The organism is Quisquiliibacterium sp., from assembly GCF_982640115.1.
The window spans coordinates 1-22,749 of record NZ_CEXFHW010000041.1 but is presented as its reverse complement, the minus strand read 5'-3'; the positions used below and the strand labels follow the sequence as shown (position 1 = coordinate 22,749).

Sequence of the window (22,749 nt, the reverse complement as noted above, 5' to 3'; positions counted from 1 at the left end):
CCGTCGCCGCGATCGGTCTTGACCGCCGAGGTGTGGTTGTAGACCTCGATCGCGTGGGCCGATTCGATGCTGCGGGCGTCGTCCACACCCAGGGAATACCAGGCCGGATGAACGATGCTCACGAAGGCGCCCGCCGCGCGGCAACGCGCCGCGATCTCGGGCGCGGTCTCGCCCTCGCGCGGCGGGGCGAAGTCCAGGGGCAGACCGTTGGCAAGCAGGTGCCACTTCTCGCCCAGCGCGGTATTGCCCACATGCATTTCGGCGCCGAGAAGGGTGGTGAAGCCCTCGGCGCGGAACGGCCGGGTGTCGCTCACCGGGAAGTCGTACTTCGGCAGGAAGTGGTCCGACAGGCACAGGAAGTCGTAGCCGCGCTCACGGTAGCGCCGGCAGACCTCCTCGGGCGGGAGCATGCCGTCGGAGGTGTTGCTGTGCGTGTGCAGGTTGCCCTTGAAGAACTGCCCGGGCTGCTCGAAGGGATTGGACGACATCAGGTGCTCCTCGGATGAACGGGTTGGGTCGGCCGGCTCAGGCGCTGCGCCAGACCTCGTCGAAGCGGATCGACCAGATCTGGGGGTGGTAGTTCAGGTTGCGCACGGTCTTGCGGCGCACCAGGATGGCATCGCCGCCCGCCGGCAGGATGGCCGGCACCTCCTCCTGCAGGATGCGCTGCATCTCGTGGTAGAGGCGCTTGCGCAGGGTGTCGTCGCGCGTGAGCATCGCGCGCCGGTAGAGGTCCATGTAGCGGTCTTGCTCGGGGCCACGCCAGTGGCCGCTCTCCACGAATGCGCCGCGCATGCGGTTGAGCGAGATGCCCGGGTTGCGCGAGCCCACCGCGGTCATCGCGAACTTGTGGAACCTGCCCTTGGCGAGATCGTTATCGCCGGTGCGAAAGGCCACATAGCCGTCGGCCGGCCTCTCCTCGATCGGCAGCGTGATGCCCGCCTCCTTCACGGTCTGCTGCAGCACCTGGAAGTAGATCGGCACCTCGGGCAGCTGCGGGCTGAAGTAGAGCGTGGGCAGCGTGATGCCGTTGGGGTAGCCCGCCTCGGCGAGCAACCTGCGGGCTGCGGCGACATCACGCCTGGCCGGCCGGAAAAGGAAGTTGGGGTCGGTGGCCACGAGATGACTGTCATTGCCCACCCAGCCGTACTTCCCGGCATAGGCGATGCGCACGATCGCCTCGCGGTCGATGGCCAGCGCGAACGCCTGACGGATGCGCTTGTCCTCGAAGGGCGAGCCGGGGTGTTTGGGCAGCTGGATCACGAAGTGGTAGCTGCCGCGGCCCACCGAGAACTCCAGATCGGGCTCGCGCTGCAGCTGGCGCACCCCACGCGCATCGATGGTGAGCACCGCGTCGAACTGACGGGCGCGCAGGCCGTTGAGCGCGGCCTCCTGCTGGCCTTCACGGTTGTGGATCTCGAGCCGGTCCAGGTAAGGAAAGCCCTTGCGCCAGTAGCGCTCGTGCCGCTCGAAGATGGCCGAGCGGTTGGGATCGGCGTTCACGAAGCGGAAAGGTCCGGTGCCGATGCCGTTCAGGCCGATCCGCGCCGGGGTGTCGGCCTGCATGATGGCGTGCTGGTACTCGGCAAGCACATACGGAAACTCGGCGTTGCCTTCCTTCAGGTGGAAGCGCACCTTGTGCCGGCCCAGGCCCTCCACCTTCTGGATCTGCGAGGCGAACGGCGCGCCCGCGCGATGGGCCTCGAAGGAGGCGACCACATCCTCGGCGACCATCTCGCGGCCATCGTGAAAGAGCACGCCCTCGCGCAGGCTCACATCCCAGACATTGACCTGCTCGTCGGTGGGTGCCATCTCGCGGGCGAGTTCGTACTCCCACTCCAGCTTCTCGTTCACCCAGGTCAGGCAGTTGTAGGCCACCCGGGTGCTCAGATCGACGAAGAAGTAGGGATGGCGGGCGTTGCCCGCATTGGCGGTGCGCCGGTTGGCCGAGCACTGCGCCACCCTGAGCACCCCGCCGCGCACCGGCGCGGGCCCGGCCGGCTTGGCACCCGCCGGGGCCTGGGCAAGCGCAGCAGCCGGCAATCCCGCACCCGCGGCCAGCGCCGCAGCGGCCAGGCTGAACTCGCGTCGATCGAAGACGGTCATGACAGGGATTCCTTTCCGAGGGAGGCGCTCTGGTCGCCGGGCGGGTCCGACTGCGGACGGCTGGCCGAGGTGGCCGCCGCGAGCAGCAGGCGGGTGTAGTCGGAGGCTGGCCGCGCAAAGACATCGGCGGTGAGTCCCTGCTCGTGGACCCGACCCTCGCGCAGCACCAGCACCCGATGCGCCATGCGCCACACCACGCCGAGGTCGTGGGTGATCACCACCAGCGCGAGCGCGCGGCGGGCCTGCACCTGCATCAGCCGGTCGATCACCTGACCCTGCACCGTGGCGTCCAGCGCCGAGGTGAACTCGTCGCAGATGATCAGCTCGGGGTCGGCGGCCAGCGCGCGGGCGATCGCCACCCGCTGCTGCTGCCCGCCCGAGAGCTGTCGCGGATAGCGCTCCAGGAAGCGGGCCTCCAGGCCGAGCTCGTCGAGCAGCGCCGCCGCCCGATCCCAGGCCTGGCGATGGCTCATGCCGAAGAAGACCTGCATCGGCCGGGCGATGGCGGTGCCCACCCGCTGACGCGGATTCAGCGACGAGAGCGGGTCCTGGAAGACCATCTGGATGCGCCGACGCTGCTCACGGCTGCGCGCCGAGGCCCCGCCCGGCAGCGCATCGCCCTGGAAGCGCATGCCGCCCTCGCTGGGGGCGATCAGCCCGGCGAGCGCGCCGCCGAGCGTGCTCTTGCCCGAGCCCGATTCACCGATCACGCCGAGCACCTCGCCCGGCCGCAGGCCGAGATCCACGCCCTGCAGCGCGGGGGCCGATGGCCTGCTCGCCCGACGCCACCAGCCGCCGGCCTGATAGCGATGCCCCAGCCCGCTGACCGCGACCAGCGCCGGCTGGTCATGACGGGCGCGGTCCTGCGGCGGATCGGCGTCCAGCCGCAGCACCGAACCGACCAGCTCGCGGGTGTAGTCGGTGGCCGGGCTGGCGAAGGTGGCCGCGGTGGCGCCCTGCTCCACGCAGACGCCGTCCTTCATCACCAGCACCGAGTCGCACATCCGCGCCACCACGTTGAGGTCGTGGGTGACCAGCACCAGCCCCACCCCGAGGCTGCGTCGCAGTTCGGTGACCAGGCCGAGCACCTGCACCTCGGTGGACTTGTCCAGCGCGGTGGTGGGTTCGTCGAGCACCAGCAGGCGGGGCTGGCAGGCCAGCGCGCAGGCGATCACCACCCGCTGGCGCTGCCCGCCCGAGAGCTGATGCGGATAGCGATCGAAGAGCGTTTCCGGGTCGGGCAGGCGGGTCTGGGCCATCAGCGCCAGCGCGCGCTCACGCGCGGTCGCCGCGTCCAGGCCGGCGCGGGTGCGCAGGATCTCCACCAGCTGCGCGCCCACGCTCAGGTGATAGGTGAGCGAAGACAGCGGGTTCTGCGGCACGAAGGCGATGTCGATGCCGCGCAGCCGGGCAAGGCTCGCCGGGTCGCGCTCATCGAGCGCCTGGCCGCGGATCAGGATGCGCCCGGCGGTGCGCTCGCCCGCGCCGCGATAGTGGCCGAGCAGGGCGCGCGCCACGGTGCTCTTGCCGCTGCCGCTCTCGCCAACCAGGCCGATCGACTCACCCGCGGCCAGCGTGAAGCCGAGCTCGCGCACCGCCAGGCTCATCCGGCCGAAGGCATCCCGATAGCCGATCGACAGGCCCTCCACCTGCAGCAGCGGCGCCGCCGGGTGGACGGCCTGCGCCATGGGAGCAGCGGGGCGAGCGGCCTCAGCCATGGGCGCCACCCCGCGCGGCATCCAGGCCGAGGGCATCGGCGATGCCCTCGGTGGCGAAGTTGATGCCGATGACCAGCGTGGAGATGCACACCGCCGGGATCAGGATCAGCCAGGGCTCGGAGTGGATGGCCGACAGCCCGGCATGGATCATCAGCCCCCAGTCGGGCGTGGGCGGCGACAGGCCCAGCCCGAGAAAGGAGAGCGCGCTCACCAGCAGCAGCGCGCTGGAGCTGCGCAGCGCGAACTCGACCAGCAGCAGATCGACCACGCTGGGCAGCATCTCGCGGGCGATGATCGCCGGGCCACGCTCGCCGCGCAGCTGCGCGGCCTTCACATAGCCCAGCGACATCAGCTGCAGGCCGGCCGCGCGCGAGGTGCGGATGGCGCCCATCATCTTGATCACCGCAATCACCGCGATCAGCACGCCCATCGACTGGCCGAAGCCGGTGACGAACAGGGACACGAAGAGGATGGAGGGAATGGCCAGCTTGAGCTCCACCAGCCGCGACACGCCGTCATCGAACCACCCGCGGTAATAGGCCGCAGCCAGCCCCACCAGCCCGCCGCCCAGCGCCGCGATCAGGCCGGCGCTGAAGGCCACCAGGATCGCCACACGACCGCCCATCACCACCCGCGAAAGGAAGTCACGGCCGAGCTCGTCGGTACCGAAGAGAAAGTCTTCACCGGGCGGCTCGAGCGCCGGGCCGACCAGCGCGGTGGGGTCGTGCGCAATCCACCACGGCGCCGACAGCGCCATCAGCAGGTGGATCAGCACCAGCGCCACGCCGACCAGGGCGAGCGGCCGGCGCAGGATCAGACGCAGACGCGAGGGCATGGGCGCTCACCCGCCCCGGGTGCGCGGATCGAGCGCGAGGATGGACAGGTCAGCCAGCAGGTTGAGCACCACCACCACCAGCGCCGAGGCCAGCGCGATCGCCTGCACCACATGAACCTCGCGCCGCACCACGCCGCGCACCAGCTCCTGCCCCAGCCCGGGAATGGAGAACACCAGTTCCACCACCACGATGCCCGACACCAGCGCCGCCGCGTACAAGGCCATGGCGGTCAGGCAGGGGATGACCGCGGCCGGCAGGGCATGGCGAAACACCACCCGCCATGAGGGCACGCCGGTCATGCGCAGCCGCTCGATGTTGTCGGCGCCGAGCGCCTCGATCATGCCCACCCGCAACAGGCGGCTCAGGTAGGCCACCGAGCCGATCACGATGGTGGCCACCGGCAGGGCGCTGACCCGCAGCAGTTCGGTCACCGGCGCGCGGGTGTCGACGGTGATGGTGGCCGGAAACCAGGGCAGCAGCACCGCGAAGGCGATCACCAGCAGCGTGCCGATGACGAACTCCGGGATGGAGTAGCCGACGATGGTGACGGTGGCGATCACATGATCGGCCAGCCGCCGATGCCAGACCGCGCCGGCCACGCCGATCAGCACCGCCAGCGGCAGCGCGATCAGCAGCACCAGGCCGGCCAGCGCCAGCGAGTTGCGCAGCGGGTAGGCGATCACCTCGGCCACCGGCGTCTTCGAGATCAGGGTGCGGCCGAAGTCGCCCTGGGCGGCATTGACCAGGAAGCTGCCCAGGCGCTCATGGGCCGGCCGATCCAGGCCAAGATCGCGCTTCATCTGCGCGAGGCGCTCGGGCGGGATGTTCGCGATCTCGTCGGAAGACAGGATGACATCGAGCGCATCGCCCGGCATCACCTCGGTGGCCAGGAAGATGAAGACCGCCAGCGCGAACAGCGTGGCCAGCGACAGGGCCACGCGCCGCACGATGACGGTGATCAGGCCTTCCACACGCCGTCCCAGCGGATCGACCAGTGCTGCGGATGGTTGTCCAGCCCGCGCACAGCCGGCCGCTTGACCAGCAGGTTGTTGCGCCCGGCCGGCAGCAGCGCGGGCACCTCCTCGTGCAGGATGGCCTGCATCTGCGCGTAGATCGCCTTGCGCTTGCCGGCATCGCGCGTGACCATGGCCTGGTCGTAGAGCTTCATGTACTCGTCGGCCGGCGCGCCACTCCAGTAGCCGCTCTCGTTGTTGGCCTGGCGCATGCGGAACAGGCTGATGCCGGGGTTGCGCGGGCCCACCGCGGTGTAGGCGAACTTGTGCGGGTTGCCCTTGGTGACATCGGCATCGCCCTGGCGGAACTTCTGGTAGCCATCGGTGGGCCGCTCCTCGATCGGCAGGGTGATGCCCGCCTCCTTGACGGTCTGCTGCAGCACCTGGAAGTAGCGCGCCATCTCGGGCCACTGGGGCGCGTAGTACATCGTGGGCAGCGTGATGCCGTTGGGGTGGCCGGCCTCGGCGAGCAGCTTGCGGGCGCGGGCCACATCCCGGCGCACCGGCCGCGCCACGAAGTTGGGGTCGGCAGCCACCAGGTGGCTGTCGTTGCCCACCCAGCCCGCGTTCTTGCCGTACACCACCCGCACGATCGCCTCGCGGTCAACCGCGAGCGCCAGCGCCTGGCGGATGCGCTTGTCGTTGAAGGGCGAGCCGGGATGCTTGGGCAGGACGATCACCGCATGGTCACCGCTGGCGGCGCCGACGATTTCGGTGTCAGGTTCCTTCTCGAGCTGACGCACCAGCCGCGGATCGATGTTGAGCACCGCGTCGAACTGCTTCGCCCGGAAGCCGTTGATCGCAGCCTCCATCTGGCCTTCGCGATTGACCACCTCCAGCCGGTCGAGGTACGGACCGGCGCGCCAGTACTTCTCGTTGCGCTCGAGCACCATGCGGCGCTGCGGATCGACCGAGACGATGCGAAACGGTCCGGTGCCGATGCCGCTGAGGCCGATGCGATCGATGTTCTCGTCGGCCGGCATGATCATGGTGTCGTACTCGGCCAGCACATAGGGGAACTCGGCGTTGCCCTTCTTCAGCCGGAACTGCACCTTGTGGCGGCCGCTGGCGGTGACCTCGCTGATCTGCGCCGAGGCCCAGTGCTTCGCCTTGTGCAGCGCGAACGAGGACACCACATCGGCCGCGGTGAGCTCGCGGCCGTCATGGAAGCGCACGCCCTCGTGCAGCACGAACTCCCAGGTTTCCAGGCGCTCGTCGAGCGCGCCCCAGGCCTTGGCCAGTTCGCCCTGAAGCTGCAGGCTGGCGTCGACCCAGAGCAGCGAGTTGTACGCGCTGCGGGTGATCAGGTCGACCATGTAATACGGGTGCTTGCTGTTGCTGACATCGCCGCCACGGCGATTGGCCGAGCAGTTGGCATACACCAGGGTGCCACCGCGCTTCGGGGACGGCTGGGCGAGCGCCAGCCCGGGAAACACGCCGGCAAGGCCGGCGGGCGCGAGGCCACCGAGGCTGTAGCCGACAAAGTTGCGACGCGAGAAGCGCATGCGGGTCATCCTTGCTGAATCGGCATGGCGCACTCGGCCGCCAGCGCCAGGTAGTGCTCGAGGCCCGGGGTGTTCACCCCGGCCTTCTTGCCGTCGTCATCCCAGCGGCGAACGCTCACCGCCTCCATGGCGTGCGGCAACTGCTCGAAGGCGCGGGCCTGTTCCTCGGTGAACGGCCCGCCCTGGATCTCCAGGGTGCGCTGCGACAGCGGCGAGAGCGCCGCCCAGTAGCCGGGCTCGCGGGTGCAGAGATAGCGCTTGGCGTCGACATGCAGGCGCACCGGCTCGGCCACCTCGGGGCCGAACCAGCGCAGCAGGAACTTCGCGCCCAGCCGCTCATGGCGGTCATCGTCGCCGGCCTGCACGGCGCCCGCGGCATCACGGTGCAGCATGTGACCGACATCGTGCAGCACCGCCGCCACCACCAGGCTGGGCGCGGCGCCCTGCGCCTCGGCGAGCGCGCCGCACTGCAGGGCATGCTGAACCTGGTTCACCGCCTCGCCGTAGATCAGCTCGCCCTTCTCCTGGAAGAGCTGGCGGATGGCGGCAATGGCGGGGTGGGCAGCGGGCGGGTTCATGCGGAGCGGTCCTCGCGAAGCGCGACGGCGGCGGGCGGCCTTGTCATTGAAGGGAATTATGGTGCGATCGTTGCAATATACGAAGCCTATATGACCGGAGAATGAAAGCGACTTGCCTTCCCGGCGACGACCCGCAGCAACTCCGGGTACGGACTTGATGTATTGACAATAGATATACGATGCGACACGATCCGCACGGTACACAAACCACCCTGCAGGCCCCATTCCATGCGAGACGCCGCCATCAACCTTCGGGCAAGACCCGAGCAGCGTGATCTCATCGATCAGGCTGCAGCGGCCATGGGCAAGACCCGGTCTGACTTCATGCTCGAGGCCGCCTGCGAGCGCGCACAGAGTGTTCTGCTGGACCAGATCTATTTCCGCCTTGATGATCAGCGCCACGCTGCGTTTCTTCGTCAGCTTGACGGCCCCACGGCGCCCAACCCCGGCCTGGAGCGCCTGATGCGGGTCACTCCGCCCTGGGCAAAGCCAGCCGCCAAGCCCGCCACGACCAAACGCGGCGGGAAGGCGCGTTGACACCACCGCTGGGCGCGCCGGCGCCACTGACCGATTCGCACCAGATCGCAGACTTCGACTGCGGGGAACGCTCGCTGGATGAATGGCTGCGCCGGCGGGCTCTGGCCAACCAGACCAGCGGTGCGAGCCGCACCTTCGTGGTGACCGACGCCACAGGCACGGTGATGGGCTACTACGCGCTTGCTGCGGGCGCGGTCAGCCATGAATCGGCCACGCGCGGCATCCGCCGCAACATGCCCGACCCGGTGCCGGTTCTTGTACTCGGTCGGCTGGCTGTGGATCGAAAGGCGCAAGGCATGCACCTCGGTGCCGCACTGCTTCAGGATGCGGTCAAGCGTGCCCTGGCTGTCTCAGCAGATGCCGGGGTGCGCGCCCTGCTCGTCCATGCGCTTAACGAGAACGCCAGGCGCTTCTACGCGCATTACGGGTTTCAGGCATCTGCCATCCACCCGATGACCCTCATGCTCAGCTGCGAGCGCTGGCTCTGACCGCGCGCGCCCCGCCAACCCCCGCCCGCAGGTGCTCGACCAGCGCCTGCACGCCAGGAATGCCCAGGGACTCGTTGAGCGCCACCGCGTAGACCCCGGGCGCGTGCGGCACGCCCTGCAGCGGTACCAGCGCAAAGCGCCGGTCCTCGCCGTTCTCGTTGTCGAACAGCATGCCCACCCCGAGGCCGGCGGCCACCGCCTCGCGCAGCGCCTCGCGGTTGCCCACCTCCATCACCACCCGCGGCTTGACGCCGGCGCGGGCGAGGGTCTCGTCGAACAGCGCCCGGGTCTGCGATCCCGGCTCGCGGGCGATGATCTCCAGCGCGGCCAGATCGGCCGGGCGCAGCGTCCGGCGCCGGGCCAGCGGGTGATCGGCGCGCAGGCAGACCGCCAGCCGCGGGCTGGCCACCTTCACGCACAGCAGGTTGGGGGGCGGCTCGCGCAGGGTCATCACCGCCACATCCACCCGGCAGCGCGCCACCTCCTCCAGGAGGGTGGTGGTGTTGCCCATGCTCACCTGCAGGCTGATGGCGGGATGCGCGGCGCGAAACCCGGCGAGCAGCGGCATGGCCACATGCGGCGTGGACAGGCCCACGCTGACCCGGCCGGCGGCCTGCTGCAGATGATCGAGCGCGCTCTCGAATTCATCGACCCGCGACAGGATCAGGCGCGCCCGCACGAACACATCGGCGCCGGCATCGGTGAGCGCGAACTCGGGCTTGCGGTGGCACAGCAGCACGCCGCAGGCGCGCTCGAGCGCGGCAAGCTGCACCGACACGCTCGGCTGGGTCACGCCGAGCACCCGGGCCGCGCCCGACAGGCCCCGGGCCTGCACCACCGCCACGAAGGTGCGCAGACCCGACAGAGTCACGCCCCGATCGAGGCGAAGCGAAGACGGTTCTCGCGGTCTGGCGGGCAAGGCACGCTCCCAAGGCTGTCGATGATGGCGCCCATCATAGTGGGGCGCCGCGATGCGATCGCCGCCCGCTTGGCCAGCTGGCGATGATGCAGGTCATGGCGCTTCAGCCCCGGTTCTCGTAGACGCCGAGCTTGCGGTGCAGCGGCGATTCATCGGCGAGGAACAGGAAGGAAGGCGCATCGGCGGCGGCGTTTCGCAGCACCACCTCGGTGTAGCCCGGCGCGCAGCAGGTGTCGGCCTCGCTCAGTGCGAAAGCGCTTTCGCCGACCGACACGCCGGTGGCGCCCTCGATCTGATGGAACACCACCGCCGGCGAGCGCACCGGCAGACGCAGCGTCTGGCCCGGGCGCAGCATCAGCGCATAGAAGCCGAGGATGTTCTGCGCGTCAGCGCCAGTCTCGGGATTCACATAGCCGACCTGCACAGCCTGCAGCTCGGGCCGGTCGGCCGCCAGCGCCAGCAGCGCGGCGCGGGTGTCGGCCCAGGGATACCGCACCACCGGATAGGCGCGCGCCGCGCGCTCGAAGGCGGGCGCAGGCACCACGCCGCCGCGGCGGTAGCCCTCGTCGCCGCGCCCCGGCACCACGTTCTGGCGCTGGCCCTCGATGGCATACGAGGTCTCGGTGTAGTAGACCAGCGGCAGGTCGAGCACATCGAGCCAGACCACCGGCGCATCGCCATCATGGCCGTGCTCGTGCCACAGCCCGGTGGGCGTGAGGATCAGGTCACCGCGCGCCATCGGGCACTTCTCGCCATTGACCGTGGTGTAGGCGCCCTCGCCTTCCACCACCAGCCGCACCGCGTTCGGGGTGTGGCGGTGCGAGGGCGCCCACTCGCCAGGCAGCAGCAGCTGCATGCCGAGGTACATGGCGGCGCTGGCCTGCATCTTCTCCAGGCCATGGCCCGGGTTGGCCAGCACCAGCACGCGGCGCTCGGCCTTCTCCATGGGCGCGAGCTCGCCGGCGCGCATCAGCAGCGGGCGCAGCGCCTGGTAGGACCAGAAGGCGGGCTGGGTGCGTCGCGCAGGCATCTTCGGCGGCAGCACCGAGCGCAGGCTGGGCCACAGCGGCACGAGGTTCTGGCGGGTGAGGTCGTCGCGGTAGTCCTGCGGCAGGTCCTCGAGGCGGCCGAGTTCGGTCATGACGGGTCTCCGGGTTGGGTCAGGCAGTTGCTCACATTCCAGCCGTAGAGCCATTCCAGCGCGTCGTGGAAGCGCTCCTGCGAGCGGCCCTTCCAGAGCTGGTTGCGCACCAGCCGCTCGACCCCCTCGGCGTGGTAGATCCGGCCCATCTCGCGGCCGGAGAGCACGATGCGCGCGGTGCGGGCCACCCGCGAACGCTGATAGAGGTCGAAGGCCTTCGTCCAGTTGTCGGGATGCACCCGCAGCGACTCGCCCAGGGTGACCGCGTCTTCCAGCGCCATGCATGCGCCCTGCGCCATGTACTGCGTGGTGGGGTGGGCGGCATCGCCCAGCAGCGTGGCGCGACCGAAGCTCCAGGTGCCGATCGGCTCGCGATCGGCGGTGGCCCAGCGCTTCCAGGACCGGGGCAGGTCGATCAGCTGCCGCGCCTTCGGCACGATGCCCTGGAAGTAGGACTGGACCTCGGCCTTGCTGCCCTCGGTGACGCCCCACGCCTCCGGCTGGCGGCTGTGGAAGGTGACCACCACGTTGTACTGCTCGCCGCCGCGCAGCGGGTAGTGCACCAGGTGGCACTTCGGCCCGGCCCACAGGCTTGCGGCGTTCCATCGCAGGTCCTCGGGGAACTCGGCCTTGTCGACCACGGCGCGATAGACCACGTGGCCGGTGACCCGGGCCGGGTCGTTCACATACTGCGCCCGCACCACCGATTTCACGCCATCGGCGGCGATGAGGGCCGCGCCCCGCAGGCGCTGGCCGCGTTGATCGATGACGGTGACGCCGGCGTCGTCCTGCTCCACCCGCTCGATGCGGGTGCTGGTCTGGAAGTCCACCCGGCCGGTGACCACCGCGCCCTCGAGCAGGGCGGTGTGCACATCGACACGATGGATGACCGCGTAAGGGTTGCCAAAGCGCTGCCGGAAGGCCTCGTCGGTGAGGATGCGGCCGACCTGCGAGCCGTCGACCGCGTCGTGCATGACCATGAAATCGGTGAACACCGCGCGGCTGCGGGCGAGCTCGCCCACGCCCAGCGCATCCAGCGCATGGAAGGCATTGGGGCCGAGCTGCATGCCGGCGCCGATCTCGCCGATCTCGGGCGCCTGCTCGAAGACGCGCACGCGGTAGCCGCGCCGCACGAGGGCGAGCGCCGCGGCCAGTCCGCCGATGCCGCCACCGGCCACCAGCACGGTCTCTTGGGTGTCGCTCATGGATCCGCCTGCTTTGGTCTGGGAAGGCGGCCAGTATCCCGTGCGGCACTCCCCGCCTCAATGCATGGCCGCCAATAGCGTCCATCGCATTTCGCAATCAGACGGAAGGCGCGACCGGAAGGCGGATTGCCCCGCAGGGCCATTTGGCATAGGCTTTGGCCTATGCCATCGTCGAACATCCCCGCCTCTTTCTCCTCTCGGCCCCTCCCGGACAGCCCCGAGCGGGCCGACGGCCCCGCCGGCGCGCGCCACGCCGCGCTGTTTCGCAACGGCCGCAATCAGGCGGTGCGCATTCCAAGAGAGTTCGAGATGGAGGGCTCCGAAGTGCTCATCCGCCGGGAAGGTGAGCGGCTGATCCTGTCGCCGGTGCGCCGGCATCCGCTGAAGGATCTGCTCGCCTCCTGGGCGCCGATGCCCGATGCCCTGCCCGAGATCGCCGATCTGCCGCTGCAGGAGCGCGACAGCCTGTGACGCCGGATCAGGGCCTGATGCTCGACACCAACGCGCTGTCGGAACTCATCCGCAACCCTCAGGGCGCGCTCGCAAGGCAGCTTGGCGCCATCGCGCCCGAGCGCATCTGCACCAGCATCGTGGCCGCGTGCGAGTTGCGCTTCGGCGCGCTGCGCAAGGGCTCGGCCCCGCTGACCCGGCGGGTGGAGCAATTGCTCGGAGCGCTGACGGTGCTGCCCTTCGAACCGCCAGCTGACGCGCACTATGCCGACATCCGCGCCACGCTCGAGCGCCGTGGCAAGCCGATCGGCAGCCACGACCTGCTGATCGCCGCCCATGCGCGCTCGCGCGGGATGGTGCTGATCACCCGAAACCTCGGGGAATTCCGCCGGGTGCCGAAGCTGCCGGCGGAGGGTTGGCCGGACTGAACCTCAGCCACCGCATGCCCACAGGCCTCACACCCGCCGATCCTGCCCCTGCCAGAAGGTCTCTCGGATCTCGCGCTTGAGCACCTTGCCGACCGCGCTGCGCGGCAACTGGGGCCACACCTCGATCGACTTGGGCGCCTTCATGCTGCCCAGCCGCTCACGGCACAGAGCCATCGCGGCCTCGGCATCCCAGGCAGCGCCGGGACGCAATTCCACCACCGCCTTTACCGCCTCGCCCCAATAGGGGTCGGGCACGCCGATCACCGCGCAGTCGTTGATCGCCGGCAGCGACCACAGCACCTGCTCGATCTCGCTGGGCGCAATGTTGAAGCCGCCGGACACGATCATGTCCTTGAGCCGATCGACGATGTAGAAGTAGCCGTCAGCGTCCCGGTAGCCGACATCACCGGTGTGCAGCCAGCCGCCGCGCAGGGTTTCGGCGGTCTTGTCGGGATCCCGGTAATAGCCCTTCATCACCAGATCGCCCTGGACCACGATCTCGCCGCGCTCGCCATCGGGCAGCAGCCTGCCGTCCGGATCCATGATGGCCACCCTGACCAGCGGGGAGGCACGCCCACAACTGGCCAGCCGGTGGGCAAGCGCGGGGTCGGCGAGGATGCGACGATGGTCTTCGATGCCGAGCACCGTGCACACGAAGGGCGCCTCGGCCTGGCCATAGGCCTGCACCATCACCGGCCCGAAGACATCGAGCGCCTCGCACAGCCGGTCGGCCGACATCGGCGCGGCCGAATACACGAAGTAGCGCAAGGATCCGTAGTCGCCGTCGCGCACGGCGGGGTGCGCCAGCAGCTTGTAGATGGCGGTGGGCGGCAGGAACAGCTGGGTGACCCGATGCCGTGCGATCGCTTCGATGACGGCGGCAGGCTCGGCCGAGCCCAGGATGACATTGGCCCCGCCATAGGCGCAGACCGAGAACGCGATGGTGCCGGCCGCATGCGACATGGGCGCCACCACCAGGTGCACCGGTCGCTCGCGTACGGGCATGGCGGCATACCAGTTGGCAAAGAGCATCGCATAGTTGCGGTGCGTGATCAGCACGCCTTTGGGCAGACCGGTGGTGCCGCCGGTGCCCCGAATGGCCACGACATCGTCGACGCGGTCATCGCTGCGAAAGGGCGTGTCGGGATGTTCGGCGGCCCAGCGCTCGAGCGCAGGCGCATCGGGCAGGTCGGCATCGATGCACACCACGCCCCGCAGACGCGGCAGCGAGGTGCACAGCAGGGCGAGCTGGGGCGCAAAGCGGCTGTGGATGAACAGGAACTCGCAGTCGGCCCGAGCCAGTATGTTGGCGTTCTCCTCGGGCGCGTTGCGCGCATTCACCGGCACCCAGATGCCCGGCGAGCGCACGATGCCCAGCACCGCGGCAAAGGTCAGCAGGTGGTTCTCGCTCAGCAGGCCCACCGCCTGGCCGCTCCCGATGCCAGCGGCCACCAGGCCATTGGCGATACGGTGGGTGAGCTGTGCCACCTCGCCGTAGGACAGGGTACGGCCGTCGGGCTCGACCAGGCAGGGAGCCTGGGCGCCGAAGGACAGACCGCGGTCGAAGAGATCGATCAGCTGCATCGGGGGCTCACTTGTGCAGCTTCAGATCCTTCAGCAGCTTTTCCTGAACCGCGCGGCGGCGGCTGAGCGTGGCGGCGAAGTCCTTGCCGGGAATCTGGGTGAGCACCGCACCGGGCAGGCGGCGCGCAAGCGCCAGATACTCAGGGTCGGCGGCCGTACGCAGCAGCAGCTCCTCCATCTGCCGGACCTGCGGCTCGGGCGTCTTCGCGTTGATGGCAAAGCCGGCGATCTCGTGCACCTCATAGCCGGGATAGCCAAGCTCGATGACCGTGGGCACATCGGGAAAGCTGGGATGGCGCGTGGCCGCCGCGGTGGCCAGCGGCCGGGTCTTGCCCGATTCAACGAAACGCACTGCCGTGCCCAGGTCAGCCAGGGCCAGCGGGATCGATCCCTCGCCAAGACCGAGGAACAGGTCGGGCCCCTTGTAGGGAACGACATTGAAGCGGGTGCCGATCATGTCCTCGAAGACGCGCAGGGCCACCTGGAAGTGCGGCGAGTAGATGCCCATGTTGACGGTGCCCGGCGCTGCGCGGGCGTCATCGACCATCTTCTTCAGCGTGGTGTAGTTCGACGAAGGCGCCGCGAGGAACATGCCGGTGTGCTGAGAGAAGCCGATGATCGGGCGCAGCAGCGACTCGTCGTAGGCCACCGCCTGCATCAAGGGCAGGAGGTTCATCGAGCTCGAGGTGATCGACACCACGGTGTGCCCGTCTGCCGGCAGAGACACGAAATGCGACAGACCGAGAACGCCGCCGCCACCCACCTTGTTCTCGACCAGGGTGGGCTGGCCAGTGGTCACACGGATGCGCTCCGCGAACGCCCGCACCAGCATGTCGACCCCGGTGCCCTGGGCGCTGGGCACCACGAAGCGCAGGGGCTTGCTCGGGAAGGTCGGCGACGGCTGCGCTCGGGCAGCGTCCGGCGCGAGCCAGGCACCGAGCGCTGCGCCGGCCGCGGCGCCCGCGAAACGGCGTCGGGAAGGATCGACCGCCCTGGAAGACATCGGTTGAACCGGGGGGATCCCGAGGTGAGGCGGGCGGCGCATTGGCACTCCTTCGCGAGCTGCGGGCCCGCACGGTGGGTCACCTGCCGGCTCCACGCGCAAGACAGGACTGCAACCGACTGTAGGAGCGCTGAATGCCCGAGGCAATCCGTCGCAGTCCGATTCAAGGGTCACTGAGCCTGGCCCAAGGCCCACCGGCTACGCTCGGGGCTACCCCTTCATGACACTGCACATGACCGCCATCGCTGACATGACTGTTGCGCCCGAGCCCTCCCGGGCGGCCGCGCTCGCCTGTCTTAGCCGCGTTCGCCCGGCCGCCTACGCGCGCACCCGCAATCACCTCGAGGGCGCGGTCACCGGGCTCTCGCCCTGGCTCACCCACGGTGTGCTCACCCTGCCCGAGGTGCTCGCCGGCGTGCTCGCGCGCGACCCGCTCGCCGTGCAGCACAAGCTGGTGTTCGAGCTGGGCTGGCGCGAGTACTTCCGTCATGTGTGGTCCCACCTCGGCGACGGCATCCTGCGATCGGTGCACGAGGGCCCTCTGCCCGAGGCGGCCTATGCCCGCGTGCTGCCGTCCGACATCCGCGAAGCGCGCACCGGCGTACCCGTCATCGACCAGGCGGTGCGCGAGCTCTACCGGACCGGCACGCTGCACAACCACGCCCGCATGTGGCTGGCGAGCTATGTGGTGCACATCCGTCGGGTGCACTGGCGCGCCGGCGCAGACTGGCTGGTGGCCCATCTCTTCGATGGCGATCTGGCCAGCAATCACCTCAGCTGGCAGTGGGTGGCCGGAACGGGCAGCCACAAGCCGTATCTGTTCAACGCCGAGAATGTGGCCCGCTACGCGCCCGAGGCCTGGCGCAGCCCGGGCAGCGTGATCGACTGCAGCTATGCCGAGCTCGATGCCATGGCGCGCGGCCGCGCCGGCAAGACAGTCTCCTCAGCCGCCGACGGCGTCGCAGGCCTTGCCGAACCGGCCTTGCTGACCGAGCCGCCCGCCAACCTTGGCGTTCTGGCACCCGAGGTGCAGGCCGCCGCCGCGGCCGTGCGCGGTCGGACGGTCTGGCTGGTGCATCCCTGGGCGCTGCGCGCGCCGCCCGCCGATCTGCCGGCCGATGCCGTGGTGATCGGCGTGTATCCGCGCGAGCATCACCACGCCTGGCCCTGGCCGGCGGCTCGCTGGCGCTGGGTGGATGCGGCCATGCGTGAGGTGTGCCCGCAACGCTGGCACATCGATGCCGCCGCGCTGCGCAAGGCGCTTGCCGGCGCGGCGGCGGTGCGCTGCACCGACGACCCGCATCTGCCCGGGGCCATGACCGGGATCGCGCACCGCGAGGCCCCGCCGCGCCTGTTCGCGCCTGTGCCCCGGCACTGCACCAGCTTCTCGCAGTGGTGGACGCGGGTGACGCGCGGCGTCACGCAGGCGGGGGAGCTGTTGTAGGCGCGTCGATTCCCGAGGCGCAGTGGGCAGGCATCGCGAAAACCAGCGTAATAGTATATATTTTAAGTATATACATCCCTTTGGGGCGCGACCATGACCACACGAACCGCCAAGGTCTTCGTCAACGGGGGCAGCCAGGCTGTGCGCCTGCCCGCCGAGTATCGGGTCGACAGCCAGGAAGTCCTGATTGAACGCATCGGACAGAGCCTGCTGATCACCCCGAAACGCCGTGGGGGGTGGGAAAGCTTCTTCAGCCGGCCCCTCACGGCGCCCGCCGATTTTCTGATCGATCGCGGGGATGAGCTGCCTCAGGTCCGGGATCCCCTGTTCTGATGTACATGCTGGACACCAACATCTGCAGCTATGTGCTGAGAGCGCGGCCTGCCCGGGTGCTCGAACACTTTCTGCAGCATGATCCAGATCTCCTTTGCGTGTCAGAGATTGTTGCTGCCGAGCTGTACTACGGCGCGCAGCGCCTTCATTCGCCACGTGCTGCCGCACTGCGCGATGACATCGATGATTTTCTGTCGCGCCTGAATGTGCTGCCGTGGCAGGGGCGTTTCGCCTACGCGCGCATTCGCAATCACCTCGAGTCGATCGGCAAACCGGTCGGCAATAACGATCTGCTCATCGCAGCTCACGCCGTCACATTGGGCGCTACGCTGGTCACGAACAATCTGCGTGAATTCGAACGCATCCCTGACCTCAAGGTCGAGAACTGGGCCTGAGAGCATCCGGCCGCGATGGCCTTGAGCACGGCCGGGCCGGTGCCCCCGCCGCCTAGGACGACGGCGGCCGAGCCGGCGGCCTGAACCAGTCTGGCGGGGGAACAACCACCGGCTGCGCCGGCTGGGCCAGGAAGTGCGGCGACATGATCTGCACGCCGTTCTCGTTGAACACATCCTGGATGGCGGCGTGCAGGGCGGACTGGATCGCGGGCCGCTCGGCAGCGTGCCGCACGCTGGCGTGGAGCGCGTACTCCACGAAGAAATCCGAGAGGGCGCGCTGGTAGACATAGGGCGCGGGCAGGTTCAGCACCCCCGGCGTGCGGCGCGCGGCCTCCTCGAGCATGGCGTGCACCTGCCGCCAGGGCGCGTCATAGCCGATGGTCAGCCGCGTGACCAGCAGCGTGCCCTCGGCGTGGGCCAGGCGCGAGTAGTTGCGGATGGGCGAGGACACCAGCACCGCGTTGGGGATGGTGATCTCCTCGTTGCGGATGTCCACGAGCTTGATCGCGAGCGAGCTGATCTCGATGACCACGCCCTGCGTGCCATTGACCTCGATGTAGTCGCCCTTGCGCAGCGAGCGCGAGTAGATCACCACCAGGCCGCTCATCGCCTGCATCACCAGGCCCGATGAGCCGAGCGTGAGCATCAGGCCGGCCAGCACCGACAGGCCCTTGAAGGCCTCGCTGCCCGAGCCCGGCAGGTAGGGATAGGCGATGGCGATGCCCAGTCCCCAGACCAGCACCGTGACGATGCGACGGGTGGCGCTGATGGTGTCGCGATGCAGGAAGGGCAGCGTGAGGCGGCCCTGCTGCACGGCGCCGAAGACATAGGCGAGCACATCGGCCAGCGCCCGGGTGAGCAGCAGCACGATGATCACCGTGGCCAGACCGGGCAGGCCTTCGGCCGCGCCGCTCACGATCCACACCAGCTTGCGGTACAGCCAGCCATCGAGGGCGATGGCCAGCGGCTGGGTGGCCACGAAGGCCGCCAGCACCAGCCTGAGCCAGACATAGGCCAGCAAGGCGATCAGCACCCACTTGAGCAGCGTGATGCTGCCCATCAGCAGTCGGGCGAGGATCTCGCGCCAGTCGATGCCGGTGCTGCGCGCGGCGATACGGCTGCGGGTGGACTCCAGCCAGCCCACCACCCGCCTGCCCAGCACGAGAATGCCCCAGACCAGCAGCGCCAGCACCGCGCAGGCCAGCGCGGTGAGCGCGAGGCCGCGCATCAGCAGCGGACCGTCACGGGTCTCGTGCCAGGCGCGGCGCGCCTCTTCGAGCCGCTCGCGGGTGTGGCGGGCAAGCGCGTCAAGATCGCGGCGGCCGTCGGGCTCGAGGTCGGTGTCGTAGAGCGCGAACAGGTTGGCATCGCCAAGCAGGAACTGCCGGCCGTGCAGCTTGCCGAGCTCGAAGGGCAGCACCTGCAGCGGCTGATCCATGGCCGAGTCCGGCAACTGCCGGATGCGCTCGCGCGCCTGCTCCACGCGGCGCTGCGGCGAGGCACCGGCCACCGTGGCGCGCAGCGTGACGATGTCCCGATTGAGCAGGCGCAGCGTGGCCGGCCCGGCGGCCTCTGCGGCAGCATCGTCAGGGTCGGCGGCATGGGCAGGCGCGATCAGCGCGAGCGCCAACGCGATCAGCGCAACCGGCATCACGCGCGACAGCCACGCCCGCCAGCCCGGCGACGCCCGCGCGGCCACCGCCTGCCTCATGCCCGAAGTTCCACCACCGACTGGCTGCGCTGCGCGCCCGCCTCGAGCACCCGCTCGGTGACAGCACCGAAGTCGATGTCGGCCAGGCGCACGGCACGCACCTGACGGTTGTGCATGGAGTGGAAGTAGAGGGTGCGGCCGCCAAGGTCGCAGGCGGTGGTCACCTGGGTGGCGCTCACGATGTCCTGGGGCCGGTGTCCGGGCGGCGCGGTGGCGCCGACGGTGATGTTGAAGCTGTCCAGGATGCGGAAGGCCTCGAAGACCGCCTCGGTGGCGGTGGCCAGCGGCCGCGCCAGCGCGGTGAGCGCCGCGGCCCGCACGAAGCGCGAAGGGGGCGAGTAGTCGCCAGGCAGGCCGATCAGGCCCGATCCGCCGCCAAAGGGCGCCAGGCGCAGGCCATCGATGGTGAGCGGCGCCGAGGGCGCGGGCGACAGGCCGATGTAGTTGCGCAGGTTGGTGAGGTGCCAGTCGTAGGTGGGCGAGTTGGAGATCACCCCGAGGAAGGCGTCATGCACGACCACGCGCCCGGCGTCGATGATCTCGATGACGATGGCCGCGCCGGTGGGGTCGGCCACCTTCCAGTGAAAAGGCAGGGGCGCGCCACCGAAGCGCGGATCGATCACCTCGACCACGCGCACCTCGTGCAGGTGCTCGCGTACCTCGGCCACGGTGGCAAACGAGGACAGCATCCACTGCATGAAGTCGCCCACGCTGGCCGAGCGCTCGCGCTCGGCAGGGTCAAAGGGCGCGGGCGAGAAGAAACCGGGGAAGTAGTACACCCCCACATAGAGGCCCTGCTCGTTCATGCCGTCGGGCCCGTAGGGCTGGCCGTAGGCGGTGAGCGAGGCAAAGCCGAAGCGGCCGGTCCACTGCTTGCCGTCGAGCCCGCTGGGGGTCTGGGCCGTGAAGCGCCGGCCGCGGCCGAAGAGGGCCACACGGTCGTGGTGCGCGTCGCTCAGCGCCCACTCGACGGTTCGGGCGGTGACCACGCCGCCATCGGTGGCGGTCAGGGAAATGCCGGTGCACATGACAGGAAGCCCCCGCTGGGGTGAGATGAGACCTGCAGGGTTCTACCATGCAGGACGCGGGGGAAACCACCCGGCGCGAGCCCGCCTGAGTCAACCCGCCGGCTTCTGCCCGGCCTGCATGACGCGGGTGATCGCGTCGAACTCGCGCTCGAGCGCGGCCTGATCATGGCGAGCGGGGTCAGCCCGCTCGACGATCGCACGCGCCGCCTGGCGGTCGACGGTGACCGAGGTGCCATCAGGGCCGCGGGGGGCGCGCAGGTCGAAGGCCACCTCGCTCGGGCCATGGTCGTGCAGGTATTCCAGACGCTGCTTCGCCTCGACCCAGTCGGGCCGGTGGTCATCGGCAACCCACCAGGCCGCGTAGCTCGGCCACTCGGGCTTCTCGAACCACTCGAGGCGATGGCGCAGCGCCTCGCCATGCACGCCAGCGTAGGCATAGGCGTGCACCGCTTCCAGCGTGCGCCAGCGAGAGAGCGTGAAGACCACGCCGCCATGGCGCGCCGGATCGAAGAAGCGCGCCGGCACATAGTCGCCCCAGGCGTGCTTGAGGGTCACCGGGTCTCGGCTGGAGCGGTCGACGAAGCCCTCGGCCGCGTCGGCCGCGCCGAATGCAGCCGGCAGGCGGTCGAAGAATCCCTGCACCTGCGCGTCACCAAAGGGCGCGCGCAGGATGGTTCAGCGCACCGTAGCCTCACGACGCTTGTCTGCCCACGGGACACGAGTCCCGACCTGCGGTCAGCGACGGCGGAAGTCCCGACGCGCGGGGCGCAAGCGTCTGGATGTACATCAATCCCGACAAAGGCCGGATATGTAGAAAATGAGACTCATATGCCTGCCAAAGCCCCCTGTCGATAGGCGCCTCGCCGACCCGCAGCACATCCTGCTGAAGGTTGCCGCCTGATGGTTGATCCCTTGCGCGCTGGCAGCCGATAGAGCGTTCCACCGCAGCAAGTCTCGTGCGGATCGGTCCGGCAGCTTGCATTTCTCTGGCCGGCCAACGGCAAACATGAATCGGGAGCAGCACGGGATGAGTTCGGACAGCGACTTGAGACTGGTTGGGGTTGGATCCTCGCCTTACACGCGCAAACTTCGCGGGGCGCTGCGATTTCGCCGCCTGCCTTTCCGCTTTGTGATCATGGGAAGCAAGGAAGCGAGCGCACTGCCCGAACGCCCGCTCCCGCTCGTGCCTTACCTTGTGCTGCCCGCAGCCGATGGCGGGTCGCTCACGGCGATCTCCGACACCACCCCGATCCTGAATCGCCTGGAAGAGACCTATGCCGAGCGACGGCTCCGGCCGTCCGATCCCGCGCTGAACCTGATCGACCTGCTGCTCGAGGATTATGGCGACGAGTGGCTGAGCAAATGCATGTTCCACTATCGCTGGTCGTATGCGGCGGATGTCAAGAAGGCGAGCGCCTATCTGCCCTACCGCAGGGCCATGCAGATCACGCGCGAGGAGGGCGAGCAGGGGGAACGGGACTTCGCCAGTCGGCAGATTTCGCGCATCGGCGTCGTCGGCTCCAATCCGGTGACTGCGCCGATCATCGAGGGCAGCTGGCGTCGCTTTCTGGAGATCTTCGAGGCGCATATCCAGAACCAGCCATACCTGCTGGGCCAGCGGCCCGGCGCAGGCGATTTCGCAGCCTTCGGTCAGATGACGATGCTCGTGATCACCGATCCCACCCCATCGCAGGTCGCCATGGAGGTCTCGCCGCGGGCCTATGCGTGGACCGAAAGGCTGGAGGATGTAAGCGGGCTGGACGTGAGCGAGGCCGACTGGATCGACTTGTCCGATCCGCCCGCTACCTTGCGCGACTTGCTTGGCGAAGTCGGCCGCGTCTATGTGCCCTACATGATCGGCAATGCGAAGGCGATCGCGCGGGGCGCAAAGCAGGTGGCGTGCGAGGTGGACGGGCAGCCCTGGGTGCAGGAGTCCTTTGTTTACCAGGCCAAATGCCTCGGCTGGCTCCGCAAGGCGTACTCCGCGCTGGACGAGACGGCGCGCGAACGCGTTGACCGTCTTCTGCTGGGCACGGGCTGCGAGCCCTTGTTCGCGCCGCTCTGAAGCCGAATCGGGAAGGGGAGCGGATTCGGTCCGCAACCACCCGATCGGTATCCCAGTCGCTGTTGCACTAGAGGTGCGGACGATTTCCTGGTCGAACTACCCTCCCCTGAATAGGTCAGCTTTCGACTTCCAAGAGACTCCCGCGCCCCCAATCTCGTCGCAGCAAAGCAGTCATTCGATCGCACACACAGCCACCTGAAGGAGGTCCCACAGGTCAGTGTGCGGCAGCCGGCCATAGTGCCGATCGCCGCGCTAGCAGCCG

23 protein-coding genes are annotated in these 22,749 nt (G+C 69.1%); 8 read left to right on the top strand and 15 right to left on the bottom strand.

Translation table 11 applies throughout. From position 1 onward, the window contains the following. The 7 genes from AC2H6A_RS06950 to AC2H6A_RS06920 form a co-directional block, all read right to left on the bottom strand. On the bottom strand, nt 1–488 hold a 488-nt coding region (locus AC2H6A_RS06950), incomplete at its 3' end, for a PHP domain-containing protein (RefSeq protein WP_484272424.1). A gap of 37 nt (nt 489–525) precedes the next feature. Continuing rightward, nucleotides 526–2,106 (bottom strand): ABC transporter substrate-binding protein, encoded by a 1,581-nt coding sequence (locus tag AC2H6A_RS06945; RefSeq protein ID WP_484272423.1) that lies wholly within the window; start codon nt 2,104–2,106, stop codon nt 526–528. Next, the gene (locus tag AC2H6A_RS06940) at nt 2,103–3,794 is read right to left on the bottom strand and encodes a dipeptide ABC transporter ATP-binding protein (protein WP_484272422.1); all 1,692 of its coding nucleotides are present in this window, start codon (nt 3,792–3,794) and stop codon (nt 2,103–2,105) included. Before AC2H6A_RS06940 ends, AC2H6A_RS06945 begins: the two co-directional genes overlap by 4 nt. 22 nt (nt 3,795–3,816) lie before the next feature. Next, a complete protein-coding gene (locus AC2H6A_RS06935; RefSeq protein ID WP_484272421.1) occupies nt 3,817–4,659 on the bottom strand; it encodes an ABC transporter permease in 843 nt (280 codons plus the stop codon). Nucleotides 4,660–4,665: 6 nt separating this feature from the next. Continuing rightward, the gene (locus AC2H6A_RS06930) at nt 4,666–5,631 is read right to left on the bottom strand and encodes an ABC transporter permease (RefSeq protein WP_484272420.1); all 966 of its coding nucleotides are present in this window, start codon (nt 5,629–5,631) and stop codon (nt 4,666–4,668) included. After that, nucleotides 5,619–7,178 (bottom strand): ABC transporter substrate-binding protein, encoded by a 1,560-nt coding sequence (locus AC2H6A_RS06925; protein WP_484272419.1) that lies wholly within the window; start codon nt 7,176–7,178, stop codon nt 5,619–5,621. The genes AC2H6A_RS06930 and AC2H6A_RS06925 overlap by 13 nt, the downstream gene beginning before the upstream one ends. A 5-nt stretch (nt 7,179–7,183) precedes the next feature. Then, nucleotides 7,184–7,756: a phosphonate degradation HD-domain oxygenase gene (locus AC2H6A_RS06920; RefSeq protein WP_484272418.1), complete on the bottom strand. Its 573-nt coding sequence runs from the start codon at nt 7,754–7,756 to the stop codon at nt 7,184–7,186. A 228-nt stretch (nt 7,757–7,984) separates the two neighbouring features. Between AC2H6A_RS06920 and AC2H6A_RS06915 the strand changes: the two genes are divergently transcribed. Beyond that, nucleotides 7,985–8,293 carry a type II toxin-antitoxin system TacA family antitoxin gene (locus AC2H6A_RS06915; protein ID WP_484272417.1) on the top strand — a complete coding sequence of 103 codons (309 nt, stop codon included), beginning with the start codon at nt 7,985–7,987 and terminating at the stop codon, nt 8,291–8,293. Then, nucleotides 8,290–8,781 (top strand): GNAT family N-acetyltransferase, encoded by a 492-nt coding sequence (locus AC2H6A_RS06910; protein ID WP_484272416.1) that lies wholly within the window; start codon nt 8,290–8,292, stop codon nt 8,779–8,781. Before AC2H6A_RS06915 ends, AC2H6A_RS06910 begins: the two co-directional genes overlap by 4 nt. Here AC2H6A_RS06910 and AC2H6A_RS06905 read toward each other — a convergent pair. The 3 genes from AC2H6A_RS06905 to AC2H6A_RS06895 form a co-directional block, all read right to left on the bottom strand. Beyond that, nucleotides 8,759–9,652, bottom strand: coding sequence for a LysR substrate-binding domain-containing protein (locus tag AC2H6A_RS06905; RefSeq protein ID WP_484272415.1), 894 nt, complete (start codon nt 9,650–9,652; stop codon nt 8,759–8,761). The genes AC2H6A_RS06910 and AC2H6A_RS06905 overlap by 23 nt on opposite strands. A 151-nt stretch (nt 9,653–9,803) precedes the next feature. Then, on the bottom strand, nt 9,804–10,841 hold the full coding sequence (locus AC2H6A_RS06900) for a cupin domain-containing protein (RefSeq protein ID WP_484272414.1): 1,038 nt from the start codon (nt 10,839–10,841) through the stop codon (nt 9,804–9,806). After that, entirely contained in the window at nt 10,838–12,046 is a 1,209-nt protein-coding gene (locus tag AC2H6A_RS06895) for a 3-hydroxybenzoate 6-monooxygenase (protein WP_484272413.1), read from the bottom strand. The genes AC2H6A_RS06900 and AC2H6A_RS06895 overlap by 4 nt, the downstream gene beginning before the upstream one ends. 162 nt (nt 12,047–12,208) lie before the next feature. On the opposite strand from AC2H6A_RS06895, the gene AC2H6A_RS06890 reads away from it, so the two are divergent. Continuing rightward, a complete protein-coding gene (locus tag AC2H6A_RS06890; RefSeq protein WP_484272412.1) occupies nt 12,209–12,517 on the top strand; it encodes an antitoxin in 309 nt (102 codons plus the stop codon). Nucleotides 12,518–12,534: 17 nt separating this feature from the next. After that, nucleotides 12,535–12,924 carry a PIN domain-containing protein gene (locus AC2H6A_RS06885; RefSeq protein ID WP_484272411.1) on the top strand — a complete coding sequence of 130 codons (390 nt, stop codon included), beginning with the start codon at nt 12,535–12,537 and terminating at the stop codon, nt 12,922–12,924. Nucleotides 12,925–12,951: 27 nt separating this feature from the next. Here AC2H6A_RS06885 and AC2H6A_RS06880 read toward each other — a convergent pair whose 3' ends face one another. Then, nucleotides 12,952–14,508 (bottom strand): AMP-binding protein, encoded by a 1,557-nt coding sequence (locus AC2H6A_RS06880; protein ID WP_484272410.1) that lies wholly within the window; start codon nt 14,506–14,508, stop codon nt 12,952–12,954. A gap of 7 nt (nt 14,509–14,515) precedes the next feature. Continuing rightward, entirely contained in the window at nt 14,516–15,511 is a 996-nt protein-coding gene (locus AC2H6A_RS06875) for a tripartite tricarboxylate transporter substrate binding protein (RefSeq protein WP_484272409.1), read from the bottom strand. A 232-nt stretch (nt 15,512–15,743) separates the two neighbouring features. Here AC2H6A_RS06875 and AC2H6A_RS06870 point away from each other — a divergent pair, with 232 nt between their 5' ends. From AC2H6A_RS06870 to AC2H6A_RS06860, 3 genes are all read left to right on the top strand, one after another. Then, nucleotides 15,744–16,955, top strand: coding sequence for an FAD-binding domain-containing protein (locus AC2H6A_RS06870; RefSeq protein ID WP_484272408.1), 1,212 nt, complete (start codon nt 15,744–15,746; stop codon nt 16,953–16,955). 93 nt (nt 16,956–17,048) lie between these two features. Next, nucleotides 17,049–17,288: an antitoxin gene (locus AC2H6A_RS06865; RefSeq protein WP_484272407.1), complete on the top strand. Its 240-nt coding sequence runs from the start codon at nt 17,049–17,051 to the stop codon at nt 17,286–17,288. A gap of 5 nt (nt 17,289–17,293) precedes the next feature. Beyond that, entirely contained in the window at nt 17,294–17,683 is a 390-nt protein-coding gene (locus AC2H6A_RS06860; protein ID WP_484272406.1) for a type II toxin-antitoxin system VapC family toxin, read from the top strand. Between the two features lie 52 nt (nt 17,684–17,735). On the opposite strand, the gene AC2H6A_RS06855 is transcribed toward AC2H6A_RS06860, so the two are convergent. The 3 genes from AC2H6A_RS06855 to AC2H6A_RS06845 form a co-directional block, all read right to left on the bottom strand. Further along, nucleotides 17,736–19,394, bottom strand: a complete 1,659-nt coding sequence (locus tag AC2H6A_RS06855) for a mechanosensitive ion channel family protein (protein ID WP_484272405.1) — start codon at nt 19,392–19,394, stop codon at nt 17,736–17,738. After that, complete coding sequence (locus tag AC2H6A_RS06850) at nt 19,391–20,422, bottom strand: linear amide C-N hydrolase (protein ID WP_484272404.1); 1,032 nt, start codon at nt 20,420–20,422, stop codon at nt 19,391–19,393. Before AC2H6A_RS06850 ends, AC2H6A_RS06855 begins: the two co-directional genes overlap by 4 nt. Nucleotides 20,423–20,512: 90 nt before the next feature. After that, nucleotides 20,513–21,091, bottom strand: a complete 579-nt coding sequence (locus AC2H6A_RS06845) for a DUF3291 domain-containing protein (protein ID WP_484272425.1) — start codon at nt 21,089–21,091, stop codon at nt 20,513–20,515. A gap of 358 nt (nt 21,092–21,449) precedes the next feature. Between AC2H6A_RS06845 and AC2H6A_RS06840 the strand changes: the two genes are divergently transcribed. Beyond that, nucleotides 21,450–22,487, top strand: a complete 1,038-nt coding sequence (locus AC2H6A_RS06840; protein ID WP_484272403.1) for a glutathione S-transferase family protein — start codon at nt 21,450–21,452, stop codon at nt 22,485–22,487. Nucleotides 22,488–22,749 lie beyond the last annotated feature (262 nt).